This is a genomic window from Providencia sp. Me31A, from assembly GCF_050487165.1.
GTDB lineage: Bacteria > Pseudomonadota > Gammaproteobacteria > Enterobacterales > Enterobacteriaceae > Providencia.
The window spans coordinates 16,598-43,202 of the sequence record NZ_JBKQGZ010000001.1 but is presented as its reverse complement, the minus strand read 5'-3'; the positions used below and the strand labels follow the sequence as shown (position 1 = coordinate 43,202).

Annotated in this window: 20 protein-coding genes and 4 pseudogenes; 13 read left to right on the top strand and 11 right to left on the bottom strand. The window is 38.6% G+C overall.

The features are described 5' to 3' along the window. Window positions 1–2: 2 nt before the first annotated feature. Window positions 3–1,430 (bottom strand): SrfA family protein, encoded by a 1,428-nt coding sequence (locus tag ACLPIE_RS00185; RefSeq protein ID WP_136134723.1) that lies wholly within the window; start codon window positions 1,428–1,430, stop codon window positions 3–5. A 279-nt stretch (window positions 1,431–1,709) separates the two neighbouring features. Between ACLPIE_RS00185 and ACLPIE_RS00180 the strand changes: the two are divergent. Further along, window positions 1,710–2,407 (top strand): annotated as a pseudogene (locus tag ACLPIE_RS00180) (IS1 family transposase). A gap of 164 nt (window positions 2,408–2,571) precedes the next feature. Here the strand turns inward: ACLPIE_RS00180 and ACLPIE_RS00175 are convergent. Continuing rightward, window positions 2,572–3,978: a vWA domain-containing protein gene (locus ACLPIE_RS00175; protein WP_430258606.1), complete on the bottom strand. Its 1,407-nt coding sequence runs from the start codon at window positions 3,976–3,978 to the stop codon at window positions 2,572–2,574. A 417-nt stretch (window positions 3,979–4,395) separates the two neighbouring features. Between ACLPIE_RS00175 and ACLPIE_RS00170 the strand changes: the two are divergent. Beyond that, window positions 4,396–5,564: pseudogene (locus tag ACLPIE_RS00170) on the top strand (IS3 family transposase). A gap of 22 nt (window positions 5,565–5,586) precedes the next feature. Here the strand turns inward: ACLPIE_RS00170 and ACLPIE_RS00165 are convergent. Further along, window positions 5,587–5,852 (bottom strand): annotated as a pseudogene (locus ACLPIE_RS00165) (transposase); the annotation flags it as partial. 314 nt (window positions 5,853–6,166) lie between these two features. Here ACLPIE_RS00165 and ACLPIE_RS00160 point away from each other — a divergent pair. The 10 genes from ACLPIE_RS00160 to ACLPIE_RS00115 all read left to right on the top strand — a co-directional run bounded on the left by ACLPIE_RS00160 (window position 6,167) and on the right by ACLPIE_RS00115 (window position 16,463). Next, window positions 6,167–7,090: a WYL domain-containing protein gene (locus ACLPIE_RS00160; protein ID WP_430258604.1), complete on the top strand. Its 924-nt coding sequence runs from the start codon at window positions 6,167–6,169 to the stop codon at window positions 7,088–7,090. A 71-nt stretch (window positions 7,091–7,161) separates the two neighbouring features. Further along, complete coding sequence (locus ACLPIE_RS00155) at window positions 7,162–8,721, top strand: type I restriction-modification system subunit M (protein WP_430258602.1); 1,560 nt, start codon at window positions 7,162–7,164, stop codon at window positions 8,719–8,721. Beyond that, window positions 8,718–9,953, top strand: a complete 1,236-nt coding sequence (locus ACLPIE_RS00150) for a restriction endonuclease subunit S (protein ID WP_430258600.1) — start codon at window positions 8,718–8,720, stop codon at window positions 9,951–9,953. Before ACLPIE_RS00155 ends, ACLPIE_RS00150 begins: the two co-directional genes overlap by 4 nt. Further along, the gene (locus ACLPIE_RS00145) at window positions 9,953–10,078 is read left to right on the top strand and encodes a hypothetical protein (RefSeq protein ID WP_430258598.1); all 126 of its coding nucleotides are present in this window, start codon (window positions 9,953–9,955) and stop codon (window positions 10,076–10,078) included. Before ACLPIE_RS00150 ends, ACLPIE_RS00145 begins: the two co-directional genes overlap by 1 nt. Further along, entirely contained in the window at window positions 10,071–11,102 is a 1,032-nt protein-coding gene (locus ACLPIE_RS00140; RefSeq protein ID WP_243210018.1) for a virulence RhuM family protein, read from the top strand. The genes ACLPIE_RS00145 and ACLPIE_RS00140 overlap by 8 nt, the downstream gene beginning before the upstream one ends. Window positions 11,103–11,106: 4 nt before the next feature. Further along, entirely contained in the window at window positions 11,107–14,223 is a 3,117-nt protein-coding gene (locus ACLPIE_RS00135) for an HsdR family type I site-specific deoxyribonuclease (RefSeq protein WP_430258596.1), read from the top strand. Between the two features lie 220 nt (window positions 14,224–14,443). After that, window positions 14,444–14,746, top strand: coding sequence for an acid-activated periplasmic chaperone HdeA (hdeA, locus tag ACLPIE_RS00130; RefSeq protein WP_042116316.1), 303 nt, complete (start codon window positions 14,444–14,446; stop codon window positions 14,744–14,746). A 216-nt stretch (window positions 14,747–14,962) separates the two neighbouring features. Beyond that, window positions 14,963–15,301 (top strand): hypothetical protein, encoded by a 339-nt coding sequence (locus ACLPIE_RS00125; RefSeq protein ID WP_430258594.1) that lies wholly within the window; start codon window positions 14,963–14,965, stop codon window positions 15,299–15,301. Window positions 15,302–15,627: 326 nt separating this feature from the next. Continuing rightward, on the top strand, window positions 15,628–15,753 hold the full coding sequence (locus ACLPIE_RS00120) for a hypothetical protein (RefSeq protein ID WP_430258592.1): 126 nt from the start codon (window positions 15,628–15,630) through the stop codon (window positions 15,751–15,753). Between the two features lie 185 nt (window positions 15,754–15,938). After that, window positions 15,939–16,463, top strand: coding sequence for a hypothetical protein (locus ACLPIE_RS00115; RefSeq protein ID WP_430258590.1), 525 nt, complete (start codon window positions 15,939–15,941; stop codon window positions 16,461–16,463). 159 nt (window positions 16,464–16,622) lie between these two features. On the opposite strand, the pseudogene ACLPIE_RS00110 reads toward ACLPIE_RS00115, so the two are convergent. The 7 genes and pseudogenes from ACLPIE_RS00110 to ACLPIE_RS00080 form a co-directional block, all read right to left on the bottom strand. Continuing rightward, window positions 16,623–17,162: pseudogene (locus ACLPIE_RS00110) on the bottom strand (antirestriction protein ArdA); the annotation flags it as partial. A gap of 533 nt (window positions 17,163–17,695) precedes the next feature. Continuing rightward, window positions 17,696–17,896, bottom strand: a complete 201-nt coding sequence (locus ACLPIE_RS00105) for a YagK/YfjJ domain-containing protein (protein ID WP_226693778.1) — start codon at window positions 17,894–17,896, stop codon at window positions 17,696–17,698. Then, window positions 17,883–18,509 (bottom strand): inovirus Gp2 family protein, encoded by a 627-nt coding sequence (locus ACLPIE_RS00100; protein ID WP_196717872.1) that lies wholly within the window; start codon window positions 18,507–18,509, stop codon window positions 17,883–17,885. Before ACLPIE_RS00100 ends, ACLPIE_RS00105 begins: the two co-directional genes overlap by 14 nt. A gap of 373 nt (window positions 18,510–18,882) precedes the next feature. Continuing rightward, complete coding sequence (locus ACLPIE_RS00095; protein ID WP_430258588.1) at window positions 18,883–20,391, bottom strand: YfjI family protein; 1,509 nt, start codon at window positions 20,389–20,391, stop codon at window positions 18,883–18,885. 192 nt (window positions 20,392–20,583) lie between these two features. Continuing rightward, window positions 20,584–20,814, bottom strand: a complete 231-nt coding sequence (locus tag ACLPIE_RS00090; protein WP_115167879.1) for a helix-turn-helix transcriptional regulator — start codon at window positions 20,812–20,814, stop codon at window positions 20,584–20,586. A 998-nt stretch (window positions 20,815–21,812) separates the two neighbouring features. Further along, window positions 21,813–22,700: a hypothetical protein gene (locus tag ACLPIE_RS00085; protein WP_115167877.1), complete on the bottom strand. Its 888-nt coding sequence runs from the start codon at window positions 22,698–22,700 to the stop codon at window positions 21,813–21,815. A gap of 108 nt (window positions 22,701–22,808) precedes the next feature. After that, window positions 22,809–24,092, bottom strand: coding sequence for a tyrosine-type recombinase/integrase (locus tag ACLPIE_RS00080; protein ID WP_115167876.1), 1,284 nt, complete (start codon window positions 24,090–24,092; stop codon window positions 22,809–22,811). Between the two features lie 315 nt (window positions 24,093–24,407). Between ACLPIE_RS00080 and ACLPIE_RS00075 the strand changes: the two genes are divergently transcribed. Next, complete coding sequence (locus tag ACLPIE_RS00075; RefSeq protein WP_430258586.1) at window positions 24,408–25,313, top strand: HNH endonuclease; 906 nt, start codon at window positions 24,408–24,410, stop codon at window positions 25,311–25,313. 602 nt (window positions 25,314–25,915) lie between these two features. On the opposite strand, the gene ACLPIE_RS00070 is transcribed toward ACLPIE_RS00075, so the two are convergent. Beyond that, window positions 25,916–26,584, bottom strand: a complete 669-nt coding sequence (locus ACLPIE_RS00070) for a YoaK family protein (protein WP_104873226.1) — start codon at window positions 26,582–26,584, stop codon at window positions 25,916–25,918. Window positions 26,585–26,605 lie beyond the last annotated feature (21 nt).

Here is a 26,605-nt window from a genome sequence, read left to right as displayed (position 1 = left end):
AATTAGTTACTCTCCCGTTTCATTGAGATAGGGAATATTTGATTTTTATCGTATTCACCTTGGCAGTCAGCGATGTTTTTTGCGCCAGGGCGGCAGGTAATATTGGGCATGCGATAGGAGGAACCATCGCTGCAATTTGCTTGAGCTTGGTTATTAATATTCAGCCCACCGGAATTCATGGATGCCGAGATAGGGCCTCTACAAGTCACGCCGTCACTGCGGGTCATAATGACGTCACCTTTGCCATTATTCACATTGTATTGCAGGCTGAGTGGCTTCCCGGTTTTTTGATCTTGAACCCCAGCTCCTACATTCCACTGCCCATTTAAAAATTGCACCGACCCATTTTGAACCGCTTCTTGCGGGATATTCAGTGGTGCTGGCGTATTTACAGTTGCGCTATTATTTGCAACATTGGCGGCTGGTTGGTTATTGGCAGGCGTATTGTCAGCGGTAGATTGAGTCGGGTCAACTAAAGGAGTAGTTGGCGCATTTGGGTCTTGTGATATTGCGGGGATATTGCCGTTGGTACCCTCAGGCGTCACCGCAGGGTTCACTAATGGAGTATTTGGTAAGTTGGTATACACTGCGTCCGCAACTTGGCTATTGGTGGCTAAATCAGGAACGACCACCGTACCATTGACGCTATGTGTGTTAACCACTTTAGTCTGTCTCGGCTTCACTAACATTGGGTCTACACTTATATTCGGCTTAGGAACTTCAACGGCGGGAACATTGATATTCGGTAGGTTTACCTTCGGTGTATCAAGGTTAGCGGTTGGCACAATCGGTACACTAAAACAGCCCCTTAAAAAAAAAGCGGCTAGCAGAAGAAGTAATAATAAAGGCAATAACCACAGTATAAATCGCCACCACGGTTTTTGGGTCACAATCACCGGAGCGGCTTCAACAACAGGGGCAACGGCTGGTGCAACTGGGGCGGGAGAAACTAATGGTTTTAAACAGGCCACGGGATCAGTGCGTGACTGCTTGTTCACGTTCACGAATCCCCAAAATGTAATAACAGGCTGACCCCCGACAATATAAACGTGGTCTTGATCAGGGAATTGTATTGTTTTATTCAGTAGTGCACCAAATAATTGCTGCTCTTTGTTCTCTGATTGTTGCTTATTTTCACTGAAATTTCTCAATTCATCTTGGTTGTTTTTTAGCCGTGTGTAAGCATTGTTTTTTTCTTCTTCAGATGCGGTCGTCCAAGAAATAATTTCACCATCAACAGGAGAATACCAGTCAATTCGCTCGCCAGTTTCATTGGGTTGGGGGATGGCAAGGCAATCTGCAATATTATTTTTTTTTTGTAAGCGTAGTGTTTCTCGAAGTTGTAATGCAGATACATAAACTGCCTGCCCATTTTCTCCCAATGGAAGATAATTTTCTAATTTACCACTACGTAGGAAAGCTTTATTCACATTAATCTTCCTAATTTTTTTAAATTAAAATAATAATTTTTGGGTAATTAATATTTTTGGACTGCATGACCTCATTTGTTATTTTAATCGACAAAAAACGTGTTGTCTATTATGTTAAGTTTTCAAACTGATGTTGGTCATGAAATAAGGAAAAATCGCATATAGCATATAATAGAAGAGTATGAAATGAGAAATAATGGCGAATCTATATCAAAAAATGGTCATGTATTCAATCTGGTGAGTAACCTGTAATATAGGGTAATTTATCGGAGAATATTCATGGCCAAAATCAATGTAAGGAGCCCATTTTGTCAACAAACTCCCTCAGTAAAAAAACATGGATTAGAGAGTGCTTGCCATCAACGTTATCGTTGCCAACATTGCTGCCGAAGCTTCCAACTCGACTATGAATATCGTGCCTGCCAACCGGGAACAAAGGATAAAATAATTGACCTCACGATGAATAATGCGGGTATTCGTGATACCGCTAGAGCACTTCATATCAGCATTAATGCGGTTGTTCGCACTTTAAAAAATTCTCACCGACGCAGGTAACGTCTTTATCCCTTGATAATTTGCACATTGAACTCCTTTGCGAAGTCGATGAACAGTGGTCTTTTGTGGCTAACAAGAAGCAACAACGCTGACTTTGGTATGCGTGGGAGCCCCGCCTAAAACGGATTATTGCTCATACGTTTGGTCGTCGAAACAAAAGGACTCTTCTCTAGTTACTGGCTTTACTGTCTCGGTTTAATGTCGCTTTTTGGTGCACGGATAAGTTCAGTTCTTATGAGATATTTCCCAAGCAGAAACATGTAGCAAGTAAGTTTTATAAGATAGGAATAGAAAGAGAGAATTTGAACCTAAGAAACCGCTTAAAGCGCCTTAACCGTAAGACGTTAGGTTACTCGAAGTCACCTGAAATGCATGACAAAATCATCGGGACATTCATTGAACGTGAACACTATCTATTATGATGATCTCTATATTGAATACACGACCCGTTTTTGTTTGTACTGACTGAGTCTGCTTTTTCTTATTGAGCTCTCCTATGCCATCTTAGTTATCTAAGACAGTCCCTAATTTTTATTATAGTGTAATAAATTAATATTACACTATAACATGAGATTATAATGTAAAATTAATTACAGCCTTCTGGAATGTAATCATTGAAGGCTTTCTCCATCATCATGGCAACGTCCTTGGCATTTGTTGCCGTAAAGACTTTTCCTCCTGTAGCTTGTGCCACACAGTTTCCAGCCCCGCTACCCATAATATCAATGACATTGATTACGGCTTTAGGGTGAGCTCGTTTTAACGCTCTCGCTGCTGCACACGGGTCTTTTTCGCAAGATTCAACACCATCAGAGATCAATATGATGATGGTGTCTCGGTTGTTGTCCTTAATGGATCGATTTGCTTGAGTGATGGAGTCGGCCAATGGGGTTCCGCCGTCCGGCTCTATTCTCTTGATAAAACTCAATAGGCTAGAGCGATTATTCGGTGTAATATTGCCTGTTGACTGAATTTTTTCGCAGTCGGCTGCAACTATAGTTATAATGTTTGTGTCATTAGGAATGTTTTTAACAATTTCTCCTAACGCTTTTTTAGCCACGTTAATGCGTCTTGGTTCCACATCCCAACCTGCGAACAGTTTCCCACTTTCTTCAATATAATCAATTTGTTGCTTTGTCAAATTCATGCTCATATTCATGGAGTAAGAGGCATCGAAAATAATCAAAACTTGAGGTGCATCTTGGGGTTTCCGGTTCACAGGGCACACTTTTCGGACCGATGGATTGAGTTTTACATTACAGACGCTGTTGCCTCTCGCATCAGTCCGTCCGTGTTTTTGTATCTCTGCTTGTAGGCATTTTTCCATCGGGGTTAATGGATTAACGGGAACTAGTACAGACTCAGGAATAGGCTTAGGTGCTGGCTCGACATGAGTATTTTCGGCAACAGCCGGGAGTGTTTTTGGGTCAAAACAGCCTCTTAACCATGAAAATAGTAATGCAAAAAGTAATAGCAGAATTAAAAAGCCAAATGAGGCTAACCAGCGATTTCTATCTGGCGCAGCGGCGGCAGCAATGAGGGCTGCGGGTTGAATAGACGCAGGGGCTGGGATAGGAACCGCAAGGGGTGACATTCTCGGCCACCATGTTATAACGGGCTGGTTATTTATAATATAAACACTTTCAGTATCAGGAAAGGCGGAAGCTTTCTTTAATAAAAGATGCTGTTCTTGGGTGATCAGTTTTTCTTCAAGTAATTTATTCGCTCGTGTCTGAATATCATTTAATCTTTCGCAAAGAAGTCGGTGATTATTTGAAAATTCAATTTTATCTAAAGATGATAGTGAAACGGGGTGACCGGAGACTGAGGTGCTCCAGATAATTGCACCATCGGGTTGTTGTTCACCATGGGCAAATAAATATTGGTATTTTGCTGGGAAATATTGAGTTAATAATGCCAACAGTTCTTGTTGATTCTTTAAACTGTAATCAGCTTTTTGGGTGTCACTGGTTAAACGCAATACTCTATTCATGGCTAAGTAACCTTGCTAAAACGTTCATCGCATCGGAAAGTTAACTGGATAATAAAGAGTATAATTATCACATCCTAGGTGCTTAGTCTTAATTATTATGTTCAAAAAAATGAAGTTGATAAAAATAAATTGCATGATAAACAATTATGATTACTAATCAAGATTTGTCATAAGAATCATTCTTCTTTCATTCAGTAGAATATTTGATATTTTTTCGCTAAATTAAAAGACCTGATTCTGGTTATATGTCAAAATAAGTAGACTTATTTCCTGTAATCTTGAACCACTATCTTCAGACAGTTGGTATCACTTAAATTAGTGATAATCTTAATACTAGTTTTTAGACTAGTTCTTGGAGATAACATGATCGAGATATTAGGTTCTGAGCGCAGAAAATGACGTTCCTCACAAGACAAAATGGCTATAGTTTAGCAAAGTTTTTAGCTGGGTATGAGTATTTCCATAGTTGCTCGCCAACATAGTGTTGCGGCAAGCCGGCTTTTCCTTTAGCGTAAACAGTATCAAGAAGGAAGCCTGACCGCGGTAACAGCAGGTGAACACGTTGTTCCTGCCTCTGAGCTAGCCTCTGCAATAAAGCAAATTCAAGAGCTACAGCGGTTGCTCGGCAAAAAACAATGGAAATGAACTTCTTAAAGAAGCTGTCGAGTATGTTTGAGAAAAAAGTGGATAGCCCTTGCGCCCTTATTACCCAAGGATGGAAAATAAGCTTAGTGAGCCGAACCTTATGTGTATCACGAGCGCAGTTATACGTTCTAGCAAAACGGAAAAGTGAGTGGAAAGATAAACGAGGACGACGCCCTCAAGATGATAGCGAGGCGCTTGCTCGTCAACGTGATTGATAAGCCCTACGTATGGTTATCGCCGCGTCTGGGCGATGTTACGTCGGCAATCTGAGCAGGAAAATATCGCAATTATTAATGCCGAACGTGTTTACCGAATCATGAAGCAATCCGCATTATTGTTGGAACGTAAACCCGCAATCCCAGTCTCGAAACGAGCTCATACAGGAAAAGTGGCGGTGAATGAAAGCAATCAACGTTGGTGTTCAGATGGTTTTGAGTTTCGATGTGATGATGGTGAAAAACTACGCGTCACATTCGCTTTAGGCTGTTGTGATCGCGAAGCTCTTCATTGGGCAGCCAGCCAGTACGGGAGGCTTCGACAGTGAAACCGTGCAAGATGTCATGTTAGGCGCTGTGGAGCATCGCTTCGGTAACGTATTACCGACAAGGTCAGTAGAGTGGTTGGCAGACAATGGCTCAGCACATCGAACCCATGAAACACGGTGGTTCGCAAAACAATTCGGCCTATCACCTAGATTTACGGCAGTACGGAGTCCACAAAGTAATGGAATAGCGGAAAGCTTTGTAAAAATTATGAAGCGTGACTACATAAGTTTAATGCCAAAACCTAACGGATTAACGGCAGTAAAGAATCTTGCGGCAGCCTTCGAGCATTACAATGAATGACATCCTCACAGTGCATTGGGTTATCGTTCTCCGCGAGAGTACCTGCGGCGTCGAACTCATAATGAAATAAGTAATAAAAAGTGTCTGGAAATATAGGGTCAAATACTTAGAGCCTACCGTCCAGCTGTTTACATGCAAGCAAATCGTTCAGCCAAAAGCGCTCAAAGACACCGGTATCACGCCATTCAAGGAAGCGCCGATGTGTAGAACTCGAAGAACATATCCCGTGGCATTCAGGGCGTTCCACTAACCGCCAGTCCTGAGCACAAAGAATATGGCATTCATGGTAGCACGATTTAAACACGTTTACGGTGAGTGCCGAGTGGATGATTAGTTTTGTGCTCAGGACTATGCGGTGCTATTTTTTCAGAGTTCATCGCTGATCCGTCATCTGTTACCTGTCATATTTTCACCTTCAGAAATTGCCCGTTACGACATTCTGACAATCCCTTCTGTGGTAGGTTTTTAGTCTTCCTTACAAAATAATTTATGATAGGATAAGGCCTAATAAAATTAATTAGGTTGGAGCCTATTCCGTGTTTTATATCCATCAGTCCAGCTTCAACCCGTAGAGATGATTGAGTCAGTGTGGATGAATAACTGCGTTGAGCGGATCAGTTTAATGTTATTATGCGATGCCAGTCATGACTTGATAAACAGAGTATTAAGACATTGGTTGAATGGGATAAACAAGACGCATGACAAATGATGATCTGAAACAAACGGTAGGGGCGAAGTCATATAGGCTTTCGGAGATAGCACAGTTGCCACAAGCAATCCGGGATCGCATTGCTCACATCGATTTCACCTTATTGTTTAAGGGAGAAGCGGTACGGGCAGATTTAGTCGATCGCTTCAGCATAGCTGCTACACAAGCAACGAAAGATTTCACGCTATACAGAGTGCTTGCACCAGGTAACATTGAGTATGACCAAAAGCTCAAGCTGCATAAGCGAGGTGAAGCATTTGAACCTTTGTTCGACTACGACGTCGTTCGAACATTGGCGACAATTAGCCAAGGGTTCGGCGATGGCTTTACTGGCAAGGTAAAACCGCCTTTTGCGTGTGAAGCGCCTTATCACCTTAACAAACCGAGTTTATCGATAGTGGCGAAAGTCACCGAAGCCATCCATAAAGGCAAAGCCTTGCGTATCACCTATGTGTCGTTATCGAGCGGTGAAACAATACGTGAAATTGTGCCGCATACGCTGGTGGACAATGGCCTGCGTTGGCATGTTCGTGGTTTTGACCGCGAGCATGGTGAATTTCGTGACTTTGTATTGACTCGAATTAAAGCAGCTATTGTGCTTGAAGACTCCACTTTGTCTGAAATGGAGCTCGAACCCCAAGACCGGCAATGGAATCGCTTTGTAGAGCTAGAGTTAGTGCCACACCCACGTATAGAGCACAGCGAAGCGATTGAGTTAGACTATGGCATGACGGGGGGCGCTCTAAAGGTTGAGATTAGAGCGGCTACCGCTGGCTATTTGCTTCGCCAATGGCATGTAGATTGTACCAAAGCACATAGCCTTCAAGGTCCTGAATATCAGCTTTGGTTAAAGAATGCCCCGACACTTTATGGGGTAGCCAATTTGAATTTAGCCCCAGGGTTTGACGGATGATGTTTCAACGACAGTGGAACATTGCGCAACCCATAAACGAATTATAACGAATGAAAAGCAGGAATTAACAGATGACAAGTTTACAACAACGTGCCGAACTTCAACGCCAAATCTGGGCGATTGCCAACGATGTGCGAGGCTCAGTGGATGGCTGGGATTTTAAGCAGTATGTACTGGGTACGCTGTTTTACCGCTTTATCAGTGAGAACTTTGTTAACTACATCACAGGCGGTGATGAGAGCGTTAATTATGCTGCCATGTCTGACGATGACGAAAATATCAAGTTAGCTAAAGAAGATGCCATTAAAACCAAAGGCTATTTTCTTTATCCTAGTCAGTTGTTTAGCAATGTGGCAGCCAATGCACATAAGAACGAAAATTTAAATACGGATTTGGCGGCTATTTTTGCTGCCATTGAAAACTCAGCCAATGGCTATGATTCAGAAAAAGACATCAAAGGCTTGTTTGCGGATTTTGATACCACCAGTAATCGTCTGGGCAATACAGTAGAGGCAAAAAACAAACGTCTAGCAGCGGTGTTAAAAGGCGTAGCAGGTTTAAGCTTCGGCAATTTTGAAGACAACCAAATTGATTTATTTGGTGATGCTTACGAGTTCCTGATTTCTAACTATGCCGCCAATGCGGGTAAATCCGGTGGCGAATTTTTTACCCCTCAGCACGTTTCAAAACTCATCGCGCAGCTGGCCATGCACGGACAGACCAGTGTGAATAAAATCTATGACCCTGCGGCGGGTTCGGGCTCGTTACTTTTGCAAGCCAAGAAGCACTTTGATGCGCATATCATTGAGGAGGGTTTCTTTGGCCAAGAGCTCAACCACACCACCTATAACTTGGCGCGTATGAACATGTTTTTACACAACATTAACTACGACAAGTTCAATATTCAGCTGGGTGATACCTTAACCGAACCGCACTTTTTAGATGACAAACCCTTTGATGCGATAGTCTCGAATCCCCCTTATTCGGTGAAGTGGATTGGCAGTGATGACCCTACCTTAATCAACGACGACCGCTTTGCACCCGCAGGCGTGCTTGCGCCTAAATCTAAAGCCGACTTTGCCTTTGTGCTTCATGCATTGAATTATCTGTCAGCCAAAGGCCGTGCCGCCATTGTTTGCTTTCCCGGTATTTTTTACCGTGGCGGTGCTGAGCAAAAAATTCGCCAATACCTAGTTGATAACAACTATGTTGAAACGGTTATCTCACTAGCTCCAAACCTGTTCTTTGGTACCACCATTGCGGTAAATATTTTGGTGCTGTCTAAGCACAAAACCGACACCACCACCCAATTTATCGATGCCAGCGATCTATTTAAAAAAGAAACCAATAATAACGTGCTGACTGATAAACACATTGAAGACATTATGAAGGTGTTTGCTAGCAAAGAGGACGTGGAGCACTTTGCCAAATCCGTTGATTTGGATGTTATCGCAGGCAACAGCTATAACCTTTCGGTAAGCAGTTATGTTGAAGCGAAAGACAACCGCGAGCTAGTGAACATTACCGAGCTTAATGCCGAACTGAAAACCACTGTTGCTAAGATTGAAGCGCTTCGCAGTGATATTGATGCCATAGTCGCGGAAATTGAAGGTGAGGAGGTTGAGGCATGAGTCATTTAAACTATTTAGAGAAACTCTTGGATGGTGTAGAGGTGGAGTGGCTGCCATTGAAAGACGTTCTGGTACGCACTAAGGGAACAAAAATAACGGCCGGGCAGATGAAAACCCTTCACAAGGATGGAGCCCCATTAAAAATTTTTGCAGGAGGTAAAACTGTTGCCTTTGTGGATTTTAAAGACATACCTGAAAAGGATGTAAATCGAGAGCCGTCCATTATTGTAAAATCCCGAGGTGTAATTGAGTTCGAGTATTACGAAAAACCGTTCTCACATAAAAATGAAATGTGGTCGTATTACTCTGATAATAATGCGATTCATATTAAGTTCATATACCATTTTTTGAAATTGCATGAACGGTACTTTCAGGGTATCGGTTGCCGAATGCAAATGCCTCAAATTGCAACGCCAGATACTGATAAATTTCTCGTGCCCATCCCCTGCCCAGATAACCCCGAAAAGTCGCTGGCAATCCAATCTGAAATCGTGCGAATTTTGGATAAATTCACTGCCCTGACAGCCGAGCTGACAGCCGAGCTGACAGCCGAGCTTAACATGCGGAAAAAACAATACAACTACTACCGCGACCAGTTGTTGAGTTTTGATGAGGGTGAAGTTGAGTGGAAGACGTTGGGTGAGGTGACCCGACTTATTACCAAAGGAACAACCCCAAAAGGATTTGTAAGCTCCGGGGTTAATTTTATTAAACTGGAAAGTTTTGATGATAACCAAATCAAACCAGACAAGTTTATGTTTATTACTCCAGAAGTTCACAATAGGGAACTTAAACGCTCAATATTAGAAGAAGGTGATATTTTATTTGCTATAGCAGGGGCAACTATTGGAAAGTGCGCGATTGTTGATAAGAGTGTTTTACCTGCAAATACCAACCAAGCATTAGCTATTGTTCGCTTGAGCCATGAGGTAAATGTAAAGTTTGCTTTTTACTACATGCAGACCACAGCAATGACCGATTATATTGCTAGGTTTAATAAAACTTCTGCTCAGCCAAATATAAACTTGAAACAGATGTCGGAGTTTAAAATTCCTGTCCCTTCTATTAATGAACAAACCCGAATTGTTAAGATATTAGATAATTTCAATACGTTAACAAGTTCCATAAAAGAAGGTCTCCCCCGCGAAATCGAGCTACGCCAAAAGCAATACGAGTATTATCGTGACCTATTGTTGAATTTCCCAAAATCTCATTCAAATGAGGTCGCTTAATGAGTAACGCGCTAACGGAAATAGCAGAGTTGTGGCAAGCGTCCAACAAAAAAGTGCAGTTGATTTTACTTGTGTATTTTTTAAAAAATGACGCTTTTAAACTGCAAGGAGAAGCGAATGCCTAACCTCAGCCTACAAGACCAAACTTCTGAGTTCTTACTCTATACTGCGCCTAATGGTGAGGTAAAAGTCGAAGTGTTACTCAGTGGCGAAACCATCTGGCTAACGCAAAAACGCATTGCACAGCTGTTTGGTGTGGGGGTTCCTGCTATTTCAAAGCACTTGGATAATATTTACGATTCAGGCGAACTACAACGTGAGGCAACTATTTCCATTTTGGAAACAGTTCAACAAGAAGGCAAACGCGAAGTTAAACGCAAGCTGGAATACTACAACCTAGATGCAGTGATTTCAGTAGGTTACCGAGTAAACTCAGCACAGGCGACACAGTTTCGTATTTGGGCGACTCAGTTGATTAAGGACTACATCATCAAAGGTTTTGCCATGGATGATGAACGTCTTAAGAATGGTCGCTTCTTTGGTAAAGATTACTTTAAAGAGCTGCTGGAACGAGTTCGCTCCATTCGTGCCAGTGAGCGACGTATTTATCAGCAAATCACCGATATCTTTGCTGAATGCAGTATTGATTACGATCCTAAATCAGAAACTACTCGTCTGTTTTATGCCCATATACAAGACAAATTTCACTTCGCTATTACAGGGTACACAGCAGCGGAAATCATCGCATTGAAGGCTGACGCCAACCAACCATTAATGGGCATGACGACGTACAAAAACGCCCCTTCAGGTCGTGTGTTAAAATCGGATACCACTGTTGCCAAAAACTACCTCAGTGAAGACGAGATCAAAAAACTTGAACGTGCCGTTTCGTCTTTTTTTGATTACATTGAAGGCATTATTGAACGCAGAAACACCTTTACCATGGAGGCGTTCGCCGAAAGCGTCAATAAGTTTTTGGCCTTTAATGAGTATCAGGTACTTGAAGGTTATGGCAGTGTTTCACGCAAGATTGCTGAGCAAAAAGCTCATGCCGAATATGAGCAATTTAACAAACAACAAAAGATCGAGTCTGATTTTGATCGTGAAATAAAAAAATTGCTCAATGATGGTAGAAAGAAAAAGGACTAGATAAATGACCACCTCCTACAAAAGTATTGCAGAATCCAATAATTTTATTGTCCTAGACAAATACACAAAGCAAACACAGGTAAGTGAAAACTACCAGAGCGAAGGTGATTTAGAGCGTGAGCTCATTCAGGATCTAAGCAATCAGGGGTATGAGTATCTACCTGCGCTAACGACACCAGATGCCATGTTAGTGAATGTGCGCAAACAGCTACAAGCCCTCAATAAAGTTGAGTTTACCGATGCTGAGTGGGCTCGTTTTTGTGAGCAATACTTGAACACGCCAAGCGATAATATTCTCGATAAAACCCGCAAAGTGCATAGTGATTATATCTTTGATTTTGTTTTTGATGATGGTCATATCGAAAATATCTACCTATTTGACAAGAAGACCATTGCTCGCAATAAAGTGCAGGTTATTAAGCAGTTTGAACAAACAGGAAGCTATGCCAACCGATACGATGTGACGATTTTGGTCAATGGTTTGCCTTTAGTGCACATTGAACTGAAAAAGCGTGGTGTGGCGATCCGTGAGGCGTTTAACCAAATACATCGTTACAGCAAAGAGAGTTTTAATGAAGAGAACTCGTTGTATAAGTTCTTACAGCTGTTTGTGATCTCGAATGGCACCGACACGCGTTATTTTGCCAATACGACTAAGCGTGACAAGAACAGCTTTGACTTCACGATGAACTGGGCGAAATCAGATAATACGCTGATTGAAGATTTAAAAGATTTCACGGCAACTTTTTTCCAAAAAGAAACCCTGCTTGAAGTCATTTTCAAATACTCGGTATTTGATGTCAGTAATACCTTGCTTGTGATGCGTCCTTATCAGATTGCGGCTACCGAGCGAATCCTATGGAAAATAAAAAGTGCCTTTAACGCTAAGAACTGGAGTAATACCGAAAGTGGTGGGTACATTTGGCACACCACAGGCTCAGGTAAGACACTCACCAGCTTTAAAGCGGCACGGCTAGCCACGGAGTTAGAATTTATTGATAAAGTCTTTTTTGTCGTGGACAGAAAAGACCTCGACTATCAGACTATGAAAGAGTATCAGCGTTTCTCGCCTGATAGTGTGAACGGTTCAGACAGTACCGCAGGGCTTAAGAACAACCTGGATAAAGACGATAACAAGATTGTTGTTACCACAATCCAAAAGCTCAACAACTTAATCAAAAGTGAAAGCAATTTACCTATTTACCAAAAACAAGTGGTATTTATTTTTGATGAGTGTCATCGAAGTCAGTTCGGCGAAGCGCAGAAAAACCTGAAAAAGAAATTCAAAAAGTATTATCAGTTTGGCTTTACGGGTACGCCAATTTTCCCTGAAAACGCTTTGGGTGCTGAAACAACGGGCAGTGTATTCGGTCAGCAGTTGCATACGTATGTAATCACTGATGCCATTCGTGATGAAAAAGTACTCAAATTCAAAGTGGACTATAACGACGTTCGTCCGCAATTTAAGGGCATTGAGACTGAACAGGACGATAAAAAACTCAGTGCTGCGGAGAACAAGCAAGCATTTTTACACCCGATGCGGATCCGTGAAATATCGCAGTATATTCTGAGTCATTTTAACCAGAAAACGCATCGCGCTTATTCTGGTGCGAAAGGATTCAATGCCATGTTTGCGGTAAGTAGTGTTGATGCTGCTAAAGCGTATTATGAAACCTTTAAAACATTGCAAGCTGAGGCTGAAAAGGGATCCACAAGTAAACCTCTTCGCATTGCGACTATCTTCTCATTTGCAGCTAATGAAGAGCAGGATGCTATTGGTGATATTTTAGATGAGAGTTTTGAAGTTAGTGCCATGAACAGCAGTGCGAAAGAGTTTTTGAGCGCCGCGATCACGGATTATAACGCCATGTTTAAATCTAACTATGGCGTGGACAGTCATGGCTTTCAGAACTACTACCGTGACCTTGCCAAGCGAGTGAAGAATCAAGAAATTGATCTGCTTATTGTGGTGGGGATGTTTTTAACGGGCTTTGATGCACCGACGCTCAATACCTTGTTTGTTGATAAGAATTTACGCTATCACGGTTTGATGCAGGCATTTTCTCGCACCAACCGTATTTATGATGCAACTAAAACCTTTGGCAATATTGTCACCTTCCGGGACTTAGAGCAGGCAACCATTGATGCCATCACTTTGTTTGGAGACAAAAATACCAAAAATGTTGTACTGGAGAAGAGCTATAAGGAATATATGGAAGGCTTTAACGATATTGTTACAGGTCAAGTGCGTCGAGGTTTTATCGATATCGTAAAAGAGTTGAAAGAACGCTTTCCAAATTCAGAACACATTGAAAAAGAACAAGATAAAAAAGAATTTGCCAAGCTTTTTGGTGAATACCTAAAAGCAGAAAATATTTTACAAAACTATGATGAATTTGCTGGTTTAAAAGCGTTGCAAAACTTGGATACTCGTGATGAACAAGCTGTCGAAGAGTTCAAGTCAAAGTACTATTTGGACGATGCGGATATTGAGGCAATGCAAACCATCGACATGCCTAGCGAGCGTGCGATACAAGATTATCGCTCAACCTACAACGATACCCGCGACTGGCTACGCCGTGATAAAGAAGGCCAGGACAAAGATAAGTCAACAGTAGACTGGGGCGATGTCGTCTTTGAAGTTGATTTGCTTAAATCTCAAGAAATAAATCTCGATTACATTCTTGAACTGATTTTTGATCATAATAAGAAGAACAAGAGTAAAGAAGGTTTGATTGAAGAAGTCCGCCGTATGATCCGCGGTAGCCTGGGCAATAGAGCGAAAGAGAGCTTAGTGGTTGATTTTATTCATCAGACAAACCTTGATGAGATCAATGACAAAGCCAGCATCATCGACGCCTTCTTTAAGTTCGCTCAGGCGGAACAGAAGCGCGAAGCCGATGCCATTATTGTCTCTGAAAAGCTCAATGAAGAAGCAGCCAAACGCTATATGGCCTCATCACTCAAGCGAGAGTATGCTTCTGAAAATGGCACTGCACTGAATGAGGCGCTGCCCAAACTTAGCCCTTTGAATCCACAGTACCGAACGCAGAAGCAAACAGTTTTTCAGAAAATCGCTGCTTTTGTTGAAAAATTCAAAGGTGTGGGTGGTCAATTATAAGCTGAACTCCATGGTATAATTAGTGCCAATTATCAGTAAGCGTTGATGATTTCAATGTGATTGTTTGTAGATAATCAACGTCGTGGTTGACAACATATTACGTTATTCAATGTACAACGCTGATTATAAGGTCATCTAATTTAGAGAGCTTTCTTTTTTAAAAAATCAGTTATACTAAAACGGATACTTGAGAGGTTCTACTATCGATGAGGTGACATTTATGAATAAAGCTCTATTTGCCGGTATTATTACAATGTCTTTAATGGCGACTTCCGCTTTCGCAACAACGGACACTAAACCTGTATCGCAATGGAAGTGTGAAGATTTTTTGGTCATCGATGATAACTTTTATCCAACCGCCATTGGTGCAGCAGAGATTGTGACACAAAAAGGAAAAGTAGAAGACCCCACTTTAAATATTAGTGGTATCGAAACGGTAACTCCCCTGATTGTCGATGCGTGTAAAAAAGCCCCTAAAGAGTCATTTATTCAAAAAGTTGAAGAATATTTGAAAAAATGGTGAGGTAAAAAGTGTTGGGGTAATCAGACTGTAAAAATAAATAATTAGATGATATAAGTGAATTATTTTTCAAGGATTGAGCTTTGTTTTAGGCTTAATCCTTTTATTTTATAGCAGTAAGAGTCCAATAAGGGCAAAAAACGATTAAAAGCCTGTGTGAATGAATACAGTGAACCGCGAACACGCTTATGGTCTTTTGAAGTCAAAAAAAGAATTAATATGAGTAATGTCAGAGAGGTGTTCTTTCAAACTCTATCTAACTCGTCATGGGCCAATGTTGGCTATTTAGTTGCAGCTGCCGAAATCACTGGGGATGAGACGCTTAAAGAGCTCACAATGCGTTGTGCCGCCCATAGTATCGGGGGTATTTTGCTTGATAAGGAAGAGATTGCGAATACGCAAATTCTCATTCAAGCCACAGAAAAAGAAAATGTGGATTGGGAACTTTGTAATCGTCTTATTTCAATCAATCGTGATTTTGAACATTATATTGAATTAGTCAGCGAATTTTATAAACTTGGTGAAGTGAAAAAAAACGATTGGCAGTGGCGCCATTAATACACGCTTCTTTTGTTGTGGCGTGGAGAGGGTCGGATGTAGTGCTCCTTCTCTCCGTTACGACTTTATGTAATTAAAATTAAGATCTTTGTGTCTACTTAAATCCGCTCTAGCCGTTGCTGATTATTTATACGGATAATCGCTGGATTAATTCTGGTTTAAATTCTCTTCTTTTAATCACTGTTCTTACTATATCAATTCACATCTTTATTAAATCATCATTTTTATCTGGTCCATGTTCATGTTGCGTATTTTCATGAATGGAGATCACCCAATAACCCCCCCGTGTCAGCATAGTTGTCGTCTAGATTTTTAAGGAGATAACTATGCCAGCTAAACCAGTTCCAATTGATGTGAAAACGAAAGGTCAAACTTGGTTATTACCACCGTATAATTGGTCTCACCGAAGAATTGCTAAAGAACACCCCCACGGGCGTGGGGAAAACCTATAGTAGCCATGCTATAATAAGCACAACTAAGAGCCTATCTCAATAGGGATTAATTACCGCATAAAAAATATATTATCACTGTAACCAAAACCTTATACAGACTGACTTTTAAACATCGATATGGCTGGGTAAGGTGATGAATTTAGCTCTTATTGAGATAGGCTCTAAGATAAAAGAGGATATAAAAAATGAAAAAATATGTAAGTTTAATGATCGCTTTGTTCACTGCGTTTGTTTTTACAAGCACAGCGTCTGCAACTGTAAAAGTTGGTGGTTATCCATTAAATGAAAAAGTTGTTAACCCAAGCGGTCAAGTGCAACTTTCAACCAGAAACTTTGAAATGCACGTAGTTAAATTAGATAAGTCTGCTGATAAAATCGAGAAAAAATGGTTTACTGATGCAAACATTCCTGTTTCTCCATTAGTGCCAACGTCTATTTCTTTAAAAGGCACAGTGGTTGACCAAAAAGAATGTTTTAAAGCGCAGAACGATTTAGAAAATCATTTTAAAGACAAATATAAAATGACGTTTAATGGCTGGATGGATAATCCAGCACCTGAATTAGTTCGTTATAATCGTGGTCGTTTTACACAAGATGGTTATGTTTATGAAGTAAGGTTAATGTGCTTCCATGAGCCTTCTCCATACGGTGGAATGGAAACCAACCTTTACTACGAAATCAAAACTATGGCGAAAATCGCGCAACGATAATGTGCTAAAAATTTTAAATAATGAAAGAGGGCTTCGGCTCTCTTTTTTATTTTGTTTATTTTGTCTGTTTTTTTTTTGAATTTGCATAGAGAAACACCCCCACGGGCGTGGGGAAAACGGTGAGATAGCCAACCATATCCGACGCAGTGCGGAAACAACCCCTTGTTCAAGACAAACATCACGTCCATAGCGTTCATAGTCAAAGTAATGGGATAAATGTCCAAGTTGTGCTAAATCATAACAACCACTTTCTTCTATCCAGTAATAACCTAAATCATATTCATTATTGACCCCCGATAATTGCTGGAAAGAATCTAAATTATCCGCTAAATGAATTAAATCATGGATTGAACTCGTTGAAGAACCGATTTCAATTGCCGCCTGATAAAGGTTAATTTCATCAGGCGATAACATGGCTAATTGCGTGGCTAACTCGTTCAACTCATCTAAAAGACTGTATTCTAAAATGTGGGAAGAAAGGCCATCAATGGAGGATTCATAGTCGGTCAAAAAATACTCTTCATAGTGAATACCATCAATGCCAATCCGCATTAAACAGTGTTCGATTTCTTTTGAGGTTGCTGGAAGCTCAAGCCATTCACCGACCAGTTCGCCTTCGTTATATTTACCTAAATTCGTAATAAAAACAGAAATCATTCCCGATTTTAGGCATGGGGAAGCCGTCGCAGTTATACGCATATTCGTGTCCTATTATTGATGTATTGTGATTTAATTAATGACGATATTTTGATAAAGGGATCTATTTTCCTTTAGAATGTTACTGGCAGTGTAAAAATGACCCCATATTGGCAATTGAATTTTGACCCCTGACGTAATATAGCGGTTTTACTTGTGAGGCCGCTTTTCAATGTTAACTCAGGATAATGAGTTGCCTTACAATCCCGATAACATGTTATGCTTTCTATCATGATCTCATTTTGCACGGGTTAAAACGAAAAAAGCCCCTGTCCAATAAACTAGGGTCAGTTCAGTGCCTGATACGAGCTCAGCATGTGGAAATTGATTTGGTGATTTTTTGAAGATCATTGACACCAGTGGCACTCCTGTTGAGAAAAAAGAGCTTGAACCAAGGTGGCGTGTTGCAGCGGCCTTCGGCGTTTTGTTCCATGATATTAGCCCGTATCAGACTAGTCCCTAACAGACGAAGATGGCGGCTATCAGTGGAACCCTTTTAAAAGGCAGATAGCGCCCACTACCTGCCTAAGCAGCTTCTAGTACTGACTATAGCCTATCGTACGGTAATTCGAACTGTAGTGTTTAGAATATTCTTTAGCTAGGTAATTTAATCGTTCTATTACGGTATTATAGTCATCGCTAAAGGATAAGGCTTCTCGATTTAAACAGTACCGACAGTTCTCAGGGTAGTGAACTATCGTACTGACATCATCCTTATTACAATTATGAAAGGCTATAACCTATGCTACGAGAATTCGCATTATAATGTTTCGAGTGCTCTTTCGCTAAGTAGCTTAGCCTATTCATCAACATCGCTCGATCCGCTTCAAACGTTAAGGAATTCTGATTTAAGCAATACTTACCGTTATTAGGATAGTGTACTAATGCGCCAGTCGGGTCTGAGATAGGGTCTAATTGGAGCTGTAACGCACTGTACCACGCGGACGTGATCATTGTCCTTAGACTCGGTTCATCTAAGTTATAGTCTCCTAGGTGATAGTAGGCGTCTTTATTGAAGATTAATACACAGTGGTAGTGAGGGAGCTCAGAACTGGATTGTTCTTTTACCCATACGTAACGCAATCGGTTAAGGTAAGTACGTTGACCTTTTCGCCTTTTACTGTATTGATAATGTTTAAGCTTAGCGTTTAATGAATCAATGAAACGAGACATCACTTTATCTAGGTTAATAAAGCAGGTTGGCATATCCCCGTGGTTATCTATGACAGGAAACCGTAAGTCTACACGTAATGCCATAATACGTGTATAGTCAGTTAAGGAACGGGTTAAGGTCTTTTCTATGATTCTTATATAATCAGGGTTATACATGGAATCGTTATCATTAGACATAAGTATACCTTAGAGCCATGGGTAATGGCTCAGTGATTAATTTAAAGGGTAGGGTATAGGTAATGAGGGTTACCTATACCCAGTTTGCGTTAATGGTTAATTCGATTACATACCTAATGATGAATATGTATTTATAGTGATATTCACTAATAGGATTATATGGCTAGTAGATATATGCCAGTTAATTAATAGATCTAGATATTGGATATTAGATTAAATAGATCAGCAATAGATTAGAAGTATATTACCTATCCAACATCAATAATATCACTCAGCCCCTTTATATCAGGGTTGATTAACAAATAACCACTCTGGAGTTAATGCGTATAACTAGAAAAAATAAGGATTTAAATGTAATTCTATGCAATGATACCTAACGTTTCACTGTAAAATCTTGGTTTAAATAATTTTGACTGCCTATTGCCTCCATCATGGGAATGTACTCAGAAGGTCCATCTTTAACCTGTAATAAATCATTTAAATCAAATCGGTAAATATACGTTGTTTTATTTTTTTTCTTTGAAAAGAATTCAAGTCTAGATGCTAATATAGCAAGTGATTTATCCAATCTTTTTGAGTCCCTTAAACTGTTAGGGCCATATTGTCGAATGTAGTTCTTATTAATTTCTTTTATATTATTTTTATCAAAAAAATTATTTAGCCATACAGATAGAGTATCGGCATCTCGATTAGCCATGGAGATTTCATCATTAGCTGGAAATAACTTTAGTTGTTCAAGATAAAACCAGTGAACTAGTTTTCCCGCAGATTGTAAGCTATCTAATGAGATTAATTTTTTATCATATGAAAAATAATGTATTATCGCTGCTAAGCGGAGCCAATGCTCAGCCATTTTAGAGCCAAACTCCTTATGGTGATAAAGTGTGCCTGATTCCATCAAATTTTTCTCTATATCATTATAAGTATCAATCCAGTGAGCTTTTGCTTCGTCAGAAAGGGATAGGTTATATCTTATATTAATTCTATTGCGATTTTGTATTGTTGTTAATGATAATATTTCTGTTAAGCGATGATGAAATTTAGTTAAATATTCAGAGTATGATGTTGTATCTGTAATTATTCTATAACCTTGGGTTGATGCTGGTTGGCTAATCAAACATCGGGCAAAAAAGCCAATATCTTTAGCTTTATCTCCCTTTTTTTGTATAAATTCTTTGAATATAGTAGGTTGAACCATTAAGGATAATGTCATTCTTGCATCTTTAATATATTGATCTTCTTCACTCTTACGAGAGACAGAAAATGGGCTCCCATCCCACATCTTATTAATGAAGCCGAGCTCATTCAGAGCTCTCCCCTCGAAAACAACTCCTGCTTCATCTGACATCAAGCCTATGGAATTAGAGCCTTTGCTGAGGTGATCTTTAATTGCTTGTGGTGTCGCATCATTAAAACAAAATTTATATAGAATGGGCTCTTTGGGCTCAGAATTAGACAAAACTTTAAATTGTGCCTCAAAATCAGATAGGTCATTACCTTTTTGGTATGCGGTAGTAATGAGTTTAGATAATGACTTTTTCTTGAGGTCAAATAACTTTTTATCATGGCGATAAGCACTCATTTCAGTTTGATATTTTTGATTAAGTTCAGCCTCCATTTGATAAATGGGTTTCATGAATAGTTTATCGACGGTACTTTTCCTTTCCCCTGATTCAGCTAAAGTTAGAAAAAAAAGAGAGACAGGCATACTATCATTATTATATCTCAAAACGTTGATTTGGTTCTGACAAGCTAAAGACATAACTCCTAAAGCAGATACAGCAATTAAAGGAATGGGCGCTTGGGTATTTTTGTGAACTTCATTAATGGCATCTTTGATAATGTTCGGTAGAGCATCAATGGGGAATGTATTTTTATTCATATTTAAATTTCTCTATTTAAAACTAATTAAGTTAACTGCTACTCCTGCTATTAATAGCAGAAATAGCAATAATCAGAATGGTAAAAAAAAGATAAAGTTACCCTGATAAATAATTAATCAAAAAATACTTGATAAATTTATTTATTCAATTTAGTCTTTATTTAATTAATACAGCTATGACTAATAGGAGCCTTACTTTTCATTAATCCATATCAGTAAATCACTTAACAACCAGGCACAGGATTTAGGGCCTAGCTGCTTACGTTTAGGGAATTTACCTTCCCGTTCTAGTTTCCATGCGGTTGTGCGGGATATCGATGTGATTATTTTTCGCTCTTTTTCACGAACTAGGCGATCACGAGGTTCTCCATAACGTTTAAGAAGCTCCATACGTAACGTTGAGTTTGGGGTATTTGTATCCATTGTTATCTTTTCTTAGCAAATTTATTGGGTACGTATATAGTGATATAAATAACGGTAGCTTGGCAATCGATTGAACCCTTATTAAAGAATGGATTTTCAACTTATTGTTTTATTTGTTTTTATTTTTTACTTTGAGGTTTTTGGGGATATTTGGATGACGAGATATTGGGAAAGTAGCCATGGACATTTGAAGAAAAAGGTATGGTAAACCACTAAATAATACTATGAGCTTAACGGAGGAAATTTGTGTGTGATAAGTATTTAATCGGACACCATTATATCTAATTATGGGTAAATGAGAGGTGATATCAAAGACAATAAGTTAGTATATACACTATTAACTTGAAGATGCATTTTTCAGCATCTGGAAGTTCTCATTAATACGATCAGTCAACGTCTCGGTGATGAACGGTATTTATAGCTGAAGAAGCAATGGATTCTTTTTGGCTGAGAGGAAGTGGCGGTTGTGCCTCAGCTGCTTAATCACCGGCTTGCTGTTTCAAGGCGCTGTAGGTTTTCACGAACATCTGCTGAGCTTTTGCGCTGAACTTATGCGGCACACCCTAGGGTCTTCGGTAACTGAAACTGTTGCGGTGCAGCCACTTGTTCATGTCCAGCACGGTGTAGTGGACATCCCACCATTCTTAGGCTTCAGCTTTTCGTTATTAAACCAGTCCTACTGGTGGCTACGGACTATCGTTTCATTAATACGCTGGGATTGAGCCTCTGATACCGCTTGACCAGCCTTCAGCAGAAAGCAGTATGAACCGTATCCTGTCCTAGATTCTACGTACGGCCACGACATTTGCGATGCTGTGCTTCAAGAGTACGTTTCTGTTCAGAACTGAGTTCAATATTTATATTGTCAGCATGCCCCTTATTTTGCATAAAATTAAGCAACTTCAATGAACGCGGGTATAGTTGATAATATCATTTCTTACGAATAAATTTAAATTAACCCCTCCTTTCTGAAATTGTAATAAAAAGGAGGGAAGCGGTTATTTTGTTTTTTTTATTAATTTTATTTCTGGATAAGAATTTACCCATCCTGCAGTGGTTGCCTCATTAAATTTAATTTTATTTCCTTTTTTTTCTGAAAGTAAATTTAAGTCTTTATTAAACTCAGTAGAACTATAACTTCTATTTTTAGAACTTTTCAATTCGTAAAAATCATCTGATAGCTTTTTGTAAAGAATATAAATGGCTTCACTTTGCTGAGCGGATGTTCTACTTTTCCCTTTATTAATATCGGGATAGGGTCTCCATTTGTTTTTTTTAGCTAAAGTTAAAAAAGTTTTCTCTAAAATATAAAATTCGCCTATAGCCACTTTTTCTTTTTTAGGTAAAGTGATTAAATCAAAACTATGATATTTAAATATATCTCTATCATTATCATTAATGATTCTATCTATATCTGGAATTCCAGAAATCATTAATTCTTTGAATTGTTCATCGTGCATAGATATATTAATGCCATCGAAAGAATCTCCTATTATATGATATACATCATTTGTATAATTAACACTACCTTTTATTTGTAATGGCCAATAACCTGATATTAATCCTTTTATTTTATATCTGTAATTTATATTTAAATCCATATTGAGTGATTCGCTTACTAATTCTAATTTGTATCTTTTGTCAAACGTGAAACTTTGAAGCTTGTTCTTTTTAGAGTTATAACATGATACTAGTTTTTCTATATCACAGGTAGTCGGTGATTTCTCTAGTTTTTCTTTCGAATTTAAATATAAAAAGCAGTCTTGATTATCATAGTGATAAAAAATATATATTCTATCAGTAAACCAGTATGCAAGGAGATCTCTGTAGTTAAAGTTATACTCATTGAGTATTTTCGATAATTTCAGAAATTTTATTCTTTTCATGATAACCTCATTAATATTATTGTGTTTTTTTATATATTACTATGAAAAATAAAATAGTCGTATTTTTATGAAAAATTTTTTGAGTGAAAGCTCCTTTGTGTGAGGTTTTTAAGTTATTTGTAATGATAAAACTCGATTTAATTCTTCTTCCCATAGGGATAAAGCTGCGCGTTTTTCATTTAGATAATCATATCTATCATAGTGTTTAGAACTGACGTCATTCAAAGCATGATTTTGAATTCTATCACGGATTTCTTTACTTATTCCAATTTCACCCATTAAGGTCTTACAGGTTCTGCGAAGGTCTCTTGCTGTGAAGTGTTTAAAATCTGGATGGTATTTCCTAAAGTAGCCAATTGCTTGTGCTAGGCTATCTGTTCTTGTTGGTCTTTTTCCATCTTTAGATAACGGAAAAATATAGTTACTATTGAGGTGAGAGGTGAGTTTTTGGATAGCTTCAAGCTCTGATAGTGCGGAATCTGTGAGAGGAATAAGGTGCTCGCGCTTATTTTTGGAAATATCAGATGTAATAAGTAGTGTTTTAGTTTTCCAGTCAATATTACCCCACTGACTTGCAATGAGTTCATAAGGTCGCTGTCCGCCTGTAAATATACATAGCCTAATTAAGTGTTGCATGAGGATACCAACACCAGAGGTTTCAGCTATTGAATTCATGATAAATGATAGTTCTTCCCAGTTTAACCATGTATTACCGACTTTTTCGGCAGCTGATTGTTTAGGTATCATTGAAACAGGATTTGACTCTAATCCAAATGTGATACCATTATTTGCATTCATAGGGTCGTTATCAGCCTTAATCCCAAAGTTAAAAGCAGCCATTAAATATGAACGTATCCGATTTGAATGTACAACCGCCCCACGTTGGATAATAGTACTTAACAGGTTTTTAATTTGGATTGGTGTTACATCCTTTGCCTTTGTGCCTCTAGGGATCTGCTCATAGCATTCTTTTTCCAGCCTTTTTAAGACATCTTGCCATGTACGTTTATTATCTTGTTTCATTTTATTAACATAGCCATGTATCAATTGCTCAAAAGAACCTTGGCTATTATTAAATTGGGCTAATTGCTGTTCTTCCTTTTTAAGGATATCTAATTCATTGGTTGGATCTTTACCCTCGCTGAGCCATAAACTATATGTTTTAGCAATTTCATTTGCAGTCGCTAGCTTCATTTCAGGCCATAGGCCAATTTGGATAAACTTTTCTTTTTTGCCTTTGTTTACATAATAGCGAAAGTAGAATACTTTTTTCCCAGAGGGTTGTACTTTGATACCAATGCGCCCAGTACCTCTCTGTGAACTTTGGTGCCAAGAATAGTAGGCTGAGGTTTTAGGCTTTAAAGCACGAATGGCTGTTTCGGTTAAATTCATTTGATTATCACCAATAATGTGAGAGACCTGATTATTATATCAGGTCAGGTAATGGGTCAGGTAGTGTTTGAACAATTAGGTATTAAAATAAACGAATGAGAACGTTTTTTTATTTTAATATTATGAATTTTAATAATAAAAAAACAGATTGAGAACAATTTAAGAAATGTGAGAACAAGTATTATGCATGACTCATAATCGATTGGTCACTGGTTCAAGTCCAGTAGGGGCCACCAAATTTTAGCTGTTAAATCAGCGCATTAAGCCACTTCTTAGCAAGTGGCTTTTTTGTATCTAAAAGCCAATGGCGACAAAATGGCGACAGAGAATATGAATACTTTTTTATTTCCTTGGTCTGATTGGGTTTGGGATGAGTTTGATTGTGTTATTGAAAAATTAAAAACCGGCTTAACTCATGATGAAGAGTGGGTATCGCATAGGAAAAAAAATATCTTCATAGGAGACAAAGTTTTTCTTATTAGATTAGGTAAAAAAATTAATCCTTCAGAAAAAGGGATCGTTGGTATAGGTACAGTATGCTCATTTCCTTATGATGGAATCCACCCATTAACAGGAAAAACAACTAATAAAGTAAAAATTCGTTTTTCTACTCTCAGTCAACATCCTATTTTTACCTTAGATGAGCTAAAGTTATATGATAATACTCAGCGCTGGGATATAGAAGCAGGAGGTACTATTGTAAAAAATTCAGATATTGCAAGTGAACTATATAATGCTATTGCTTCTCTATATGACTCTGAGCTTGATCTAGATGCAATTTTAGATTCTAAGATTGAATCTGAATCTAAATTAAAAGAAAAACTAAAAGAAATCGAAGATCCTGTGCGACTTGGTCTTGCTAAATATCGTATCGGACAAGATAAATTTAGAAAAAGTTTACTCAACAAATGGAAAAATAAGTGTTCAGTTACAAATATCAAATATAAAGAACTTCTCGTCGCTTCTCATATAAAACCGTGGTCAGTCTCAACAACGGCTGAAAAGCTTGATAAATTTAATGGCCTTCTATTATCAGCTCATCTAGATGCTTTATTTGATAAAGGTTTAATTTCCTTTGATGACAATGGAAAGATCATTGTTTCTTCGAAGATTGAAGCTGAAAAAAAGGTTTTAGGTGTTGATGATGATATGACGTTTTTAATAGAAAATAAGCATAAAAAATATCTAAAATATCATCGAGATAATATTTTTAGAGAATAAATAAATCCATTAAAAATATAAATTATCTATATTTTTCATTGTGTTGTGTTTTTTGTGCGATCCATTGCGTGATCTAAAACCTGAAATTCTTTTTACGCATTTCAGTTTGAGATTTTCGGCAATCCCCTAGTATTGGCGCGGCTTGGCGATATGTTTTGTAGAATTTTAAAACTGAAATAATTTTTAGATCCAAATTGTGCTGGCGGGTGCGGTATAGTGCATTTTACGTGGTAGGTAACTTTATTTCGTGGGGTAGCGCTGCGCCTGCGCCATGCTGTTGATGTGATCCAATGGATTGAGAGTGGATACTATTTATCTATCAACGTTAAATTATTTTTATGCACTTCTTTTAGCACATTAACATTAATAGTGGCTATGTATGCGTAAAATCGGAAATTTGCTGAGCAATTTTTCGGAACAACGGATTCTGCTAAATCCACTTCACTTTATTTTTTGTCAAAGACTGTCCCCCCAACTTCGGATTAGTATTATTTATTTTATGGGTTAATTAATTGATATATATTAAAAATAATCTTGTGCATAAAAACATAGCCCCTACATAAAGGCTCTGATTTAAAGATACCTTTAGAAGGGGAGGGATTTTACAAGCTGCGTTTTTTATTTATTAGTAAACTATAAATTAGAGCGATTAGTAATAGCGCTATGACGCTTGAAAAGCCTAGAAAATGGTAATTTACCGATAGAAAACCTCCCGCTAGTGCACCGATAATGAATGAGATAATAAAGAGAAATAGGGTTATTCTTTGGATATCTCCATTTTCATTTCTTTTTATTATCGTTCCAATCCAAGAGGTTGTCATACCTGTGATATAGGTAGAATGAATGCTGACACTACCAACTTTATTGAAGAAACCATTTTGTAACCCCATTGATAGGCTGATCAAAAAGACGGCGATATTCATGGAATAGAAAGCAGGTAGAAAAAAGTAGAGAGAAAAAACGATTGCAAAGAAGATAAATTCAAAGCTAATAATTAATGAATAGGCTAAAAGTGAAGCTGTTTTTGTTCGAATATAGCTACCTGATAATGTACCTAAGAAAACACCACATATAGAAACAATTGAGATGAAGAGCATACTCCAATTCATTTGAGAGATGTAAATCATGCTCAGTACGCTGTTTCCCGTGAGATGCCCGGTAAATACACCAAAAATAACAAATGAGCTTGAGTCTACAAAACCACCAATAAACGTTAGCAACAGAAAGAAAAGTGGATGAGTGTGTGGTTCAAGGTGTGAAAATAACTTCATTATCAATAACCTTAGTAAAAT

What these genes read in the sequence shown, in the direction of transcription:
- ACLPIE_RS00090 (WP_115167879.1), bottom strand. Translation starts at nt 20,814, where the DNA reads ATGGATACAAATACCCCAAACTCAACGTTACGTATGGAGCTTCTTAAA.
- ACLPIE_RS00080 (WP_115167876.1), bottom strand. Translation starts at nt 24,092, where the DNA reads ATGAATTTAACCGAAACAGCCATTCGTGCTTTAAAGCCTAAAACCTCA.
- ACLPIE_RS00115 (WP_430258590.1), top strand. Translation starts at nt 15,939, where the DNA reads ATGAAAAAATATGTAAGTTTAATGATCGCTTTGTTCACTGCGTTTGTT.
- ACLPIE_RS00135 (WP_430258596.1), top strand. Translation starts at nt 11,107, where the DNA reads ATGACCACCTCCTACAAAAGTATTGCAGAATCCAATAATTTTATTGTC.
- ACLPIE_RS00095 (WP_430258588.1), bottom strand. Translation starts at nt 20,391, where the DNA reads ATGAATAAAAATACATTCCCCATTGATGCTCTACCGAACATTATCAAA.
- ACLPIE_RS00155 (WP_430258602.1), top strand. Translation starts at nt 7,162, where the DNA reads ATGACAAGTTTACAACAACGTGCCGAACTTCAACGCCAAATCTGGGCG.
- ACLPIE_RS00075 (WP_430258586.1), top strand. Translation starts at nt 24,408, where the DNA reads ATGGCGACAGAGAATATGAATACTTTTTTATTTCCTTGGTCTGATTGG.
- hdeA (WP_042116316.1), top strand. Translation starts at nt 14,444, where the DNA reads ATGAATAAAGCTCTATTTGCCGGTATTATTACAATGTCTTTAATGGCG.
- ACLPIE_RS00145 (WP_430258598.1), top strand. Translation starts at nt 9,953, where the DNA reads ATGAGTAACGCGCTAACGGAAATAGCAGAGTTGTGGCAAGCGTCCAAC.
- ACLPIE_RS00070 (WP_104873226.1), bottom strand. Translation starts at nt 26,584, where the DNA reads ATGAAGTTATTTTCACACCTTGAACCACACACTCATCCACTTTTCTTT.
- ACLPIE_RS00150 (WP_430258600.1), top strand. Translation starts at nt 8,718, where the DNA reads ATGAGTCATTTAAACTATTTAGAGAAACTCTTGGATGGTGTAGAGGTG.
- ACLPIE_RS00140 (WP_243210018.1), top strand. Translation starts at nt 10,071, where the DNA reads ATGCCTAACCTCAGCCTACAAGACCAAACTTCTGAGTTCTTACTCTAT.
- ACLPIE_RS00100 (WP_196717872.1), bottom strand. Translation starts at nt 18,509, where the DNA reads ATGTCTAATGATAACGATTCCATGTATAACCCTGATTATATAAGAATC.
- ACLPIE_RS00120 (WP_430258592.1), top strand. Translation starts at nt 15,628, where the DNA reads ATGCCAGCTAAACCAGTTCCAATTGATGTGAAAACGAAAGGTCAAACT.
- ACLPIE_RS00125 (WP_430258594.1), top strand. Translation starts at nt 14,963, where the DNA reads ATGAGTAATGTCAGAGAGGTGTTCTTTCAAACTCTATCTAACTCGTCA.
- ACLPIE_RS00085 (WP_115167877.1), bottom strand. Translation starts at nt 22,700, where the DNA reads ATGAAAAGAATAAAATTTCTGAAATTATCGAAAATACTCAATGAGTAT.
- ACLPIE_RS00175 (WP_430258606.1), bottom strand. Translation starts at nt 3,978, where the DNA reads ATGAATAGAGTATTGCGTTTAACCAGTGACACCCAAAAAGCTGATTAC.
- ACLPIE_RS00160 (WP_430258604.1), top strand. Translation starts at nt 6,167, where the DNA reads ATGACAAATGATGATCTGAAACAAACGGTAGGGGCGAAGTCATATAGG.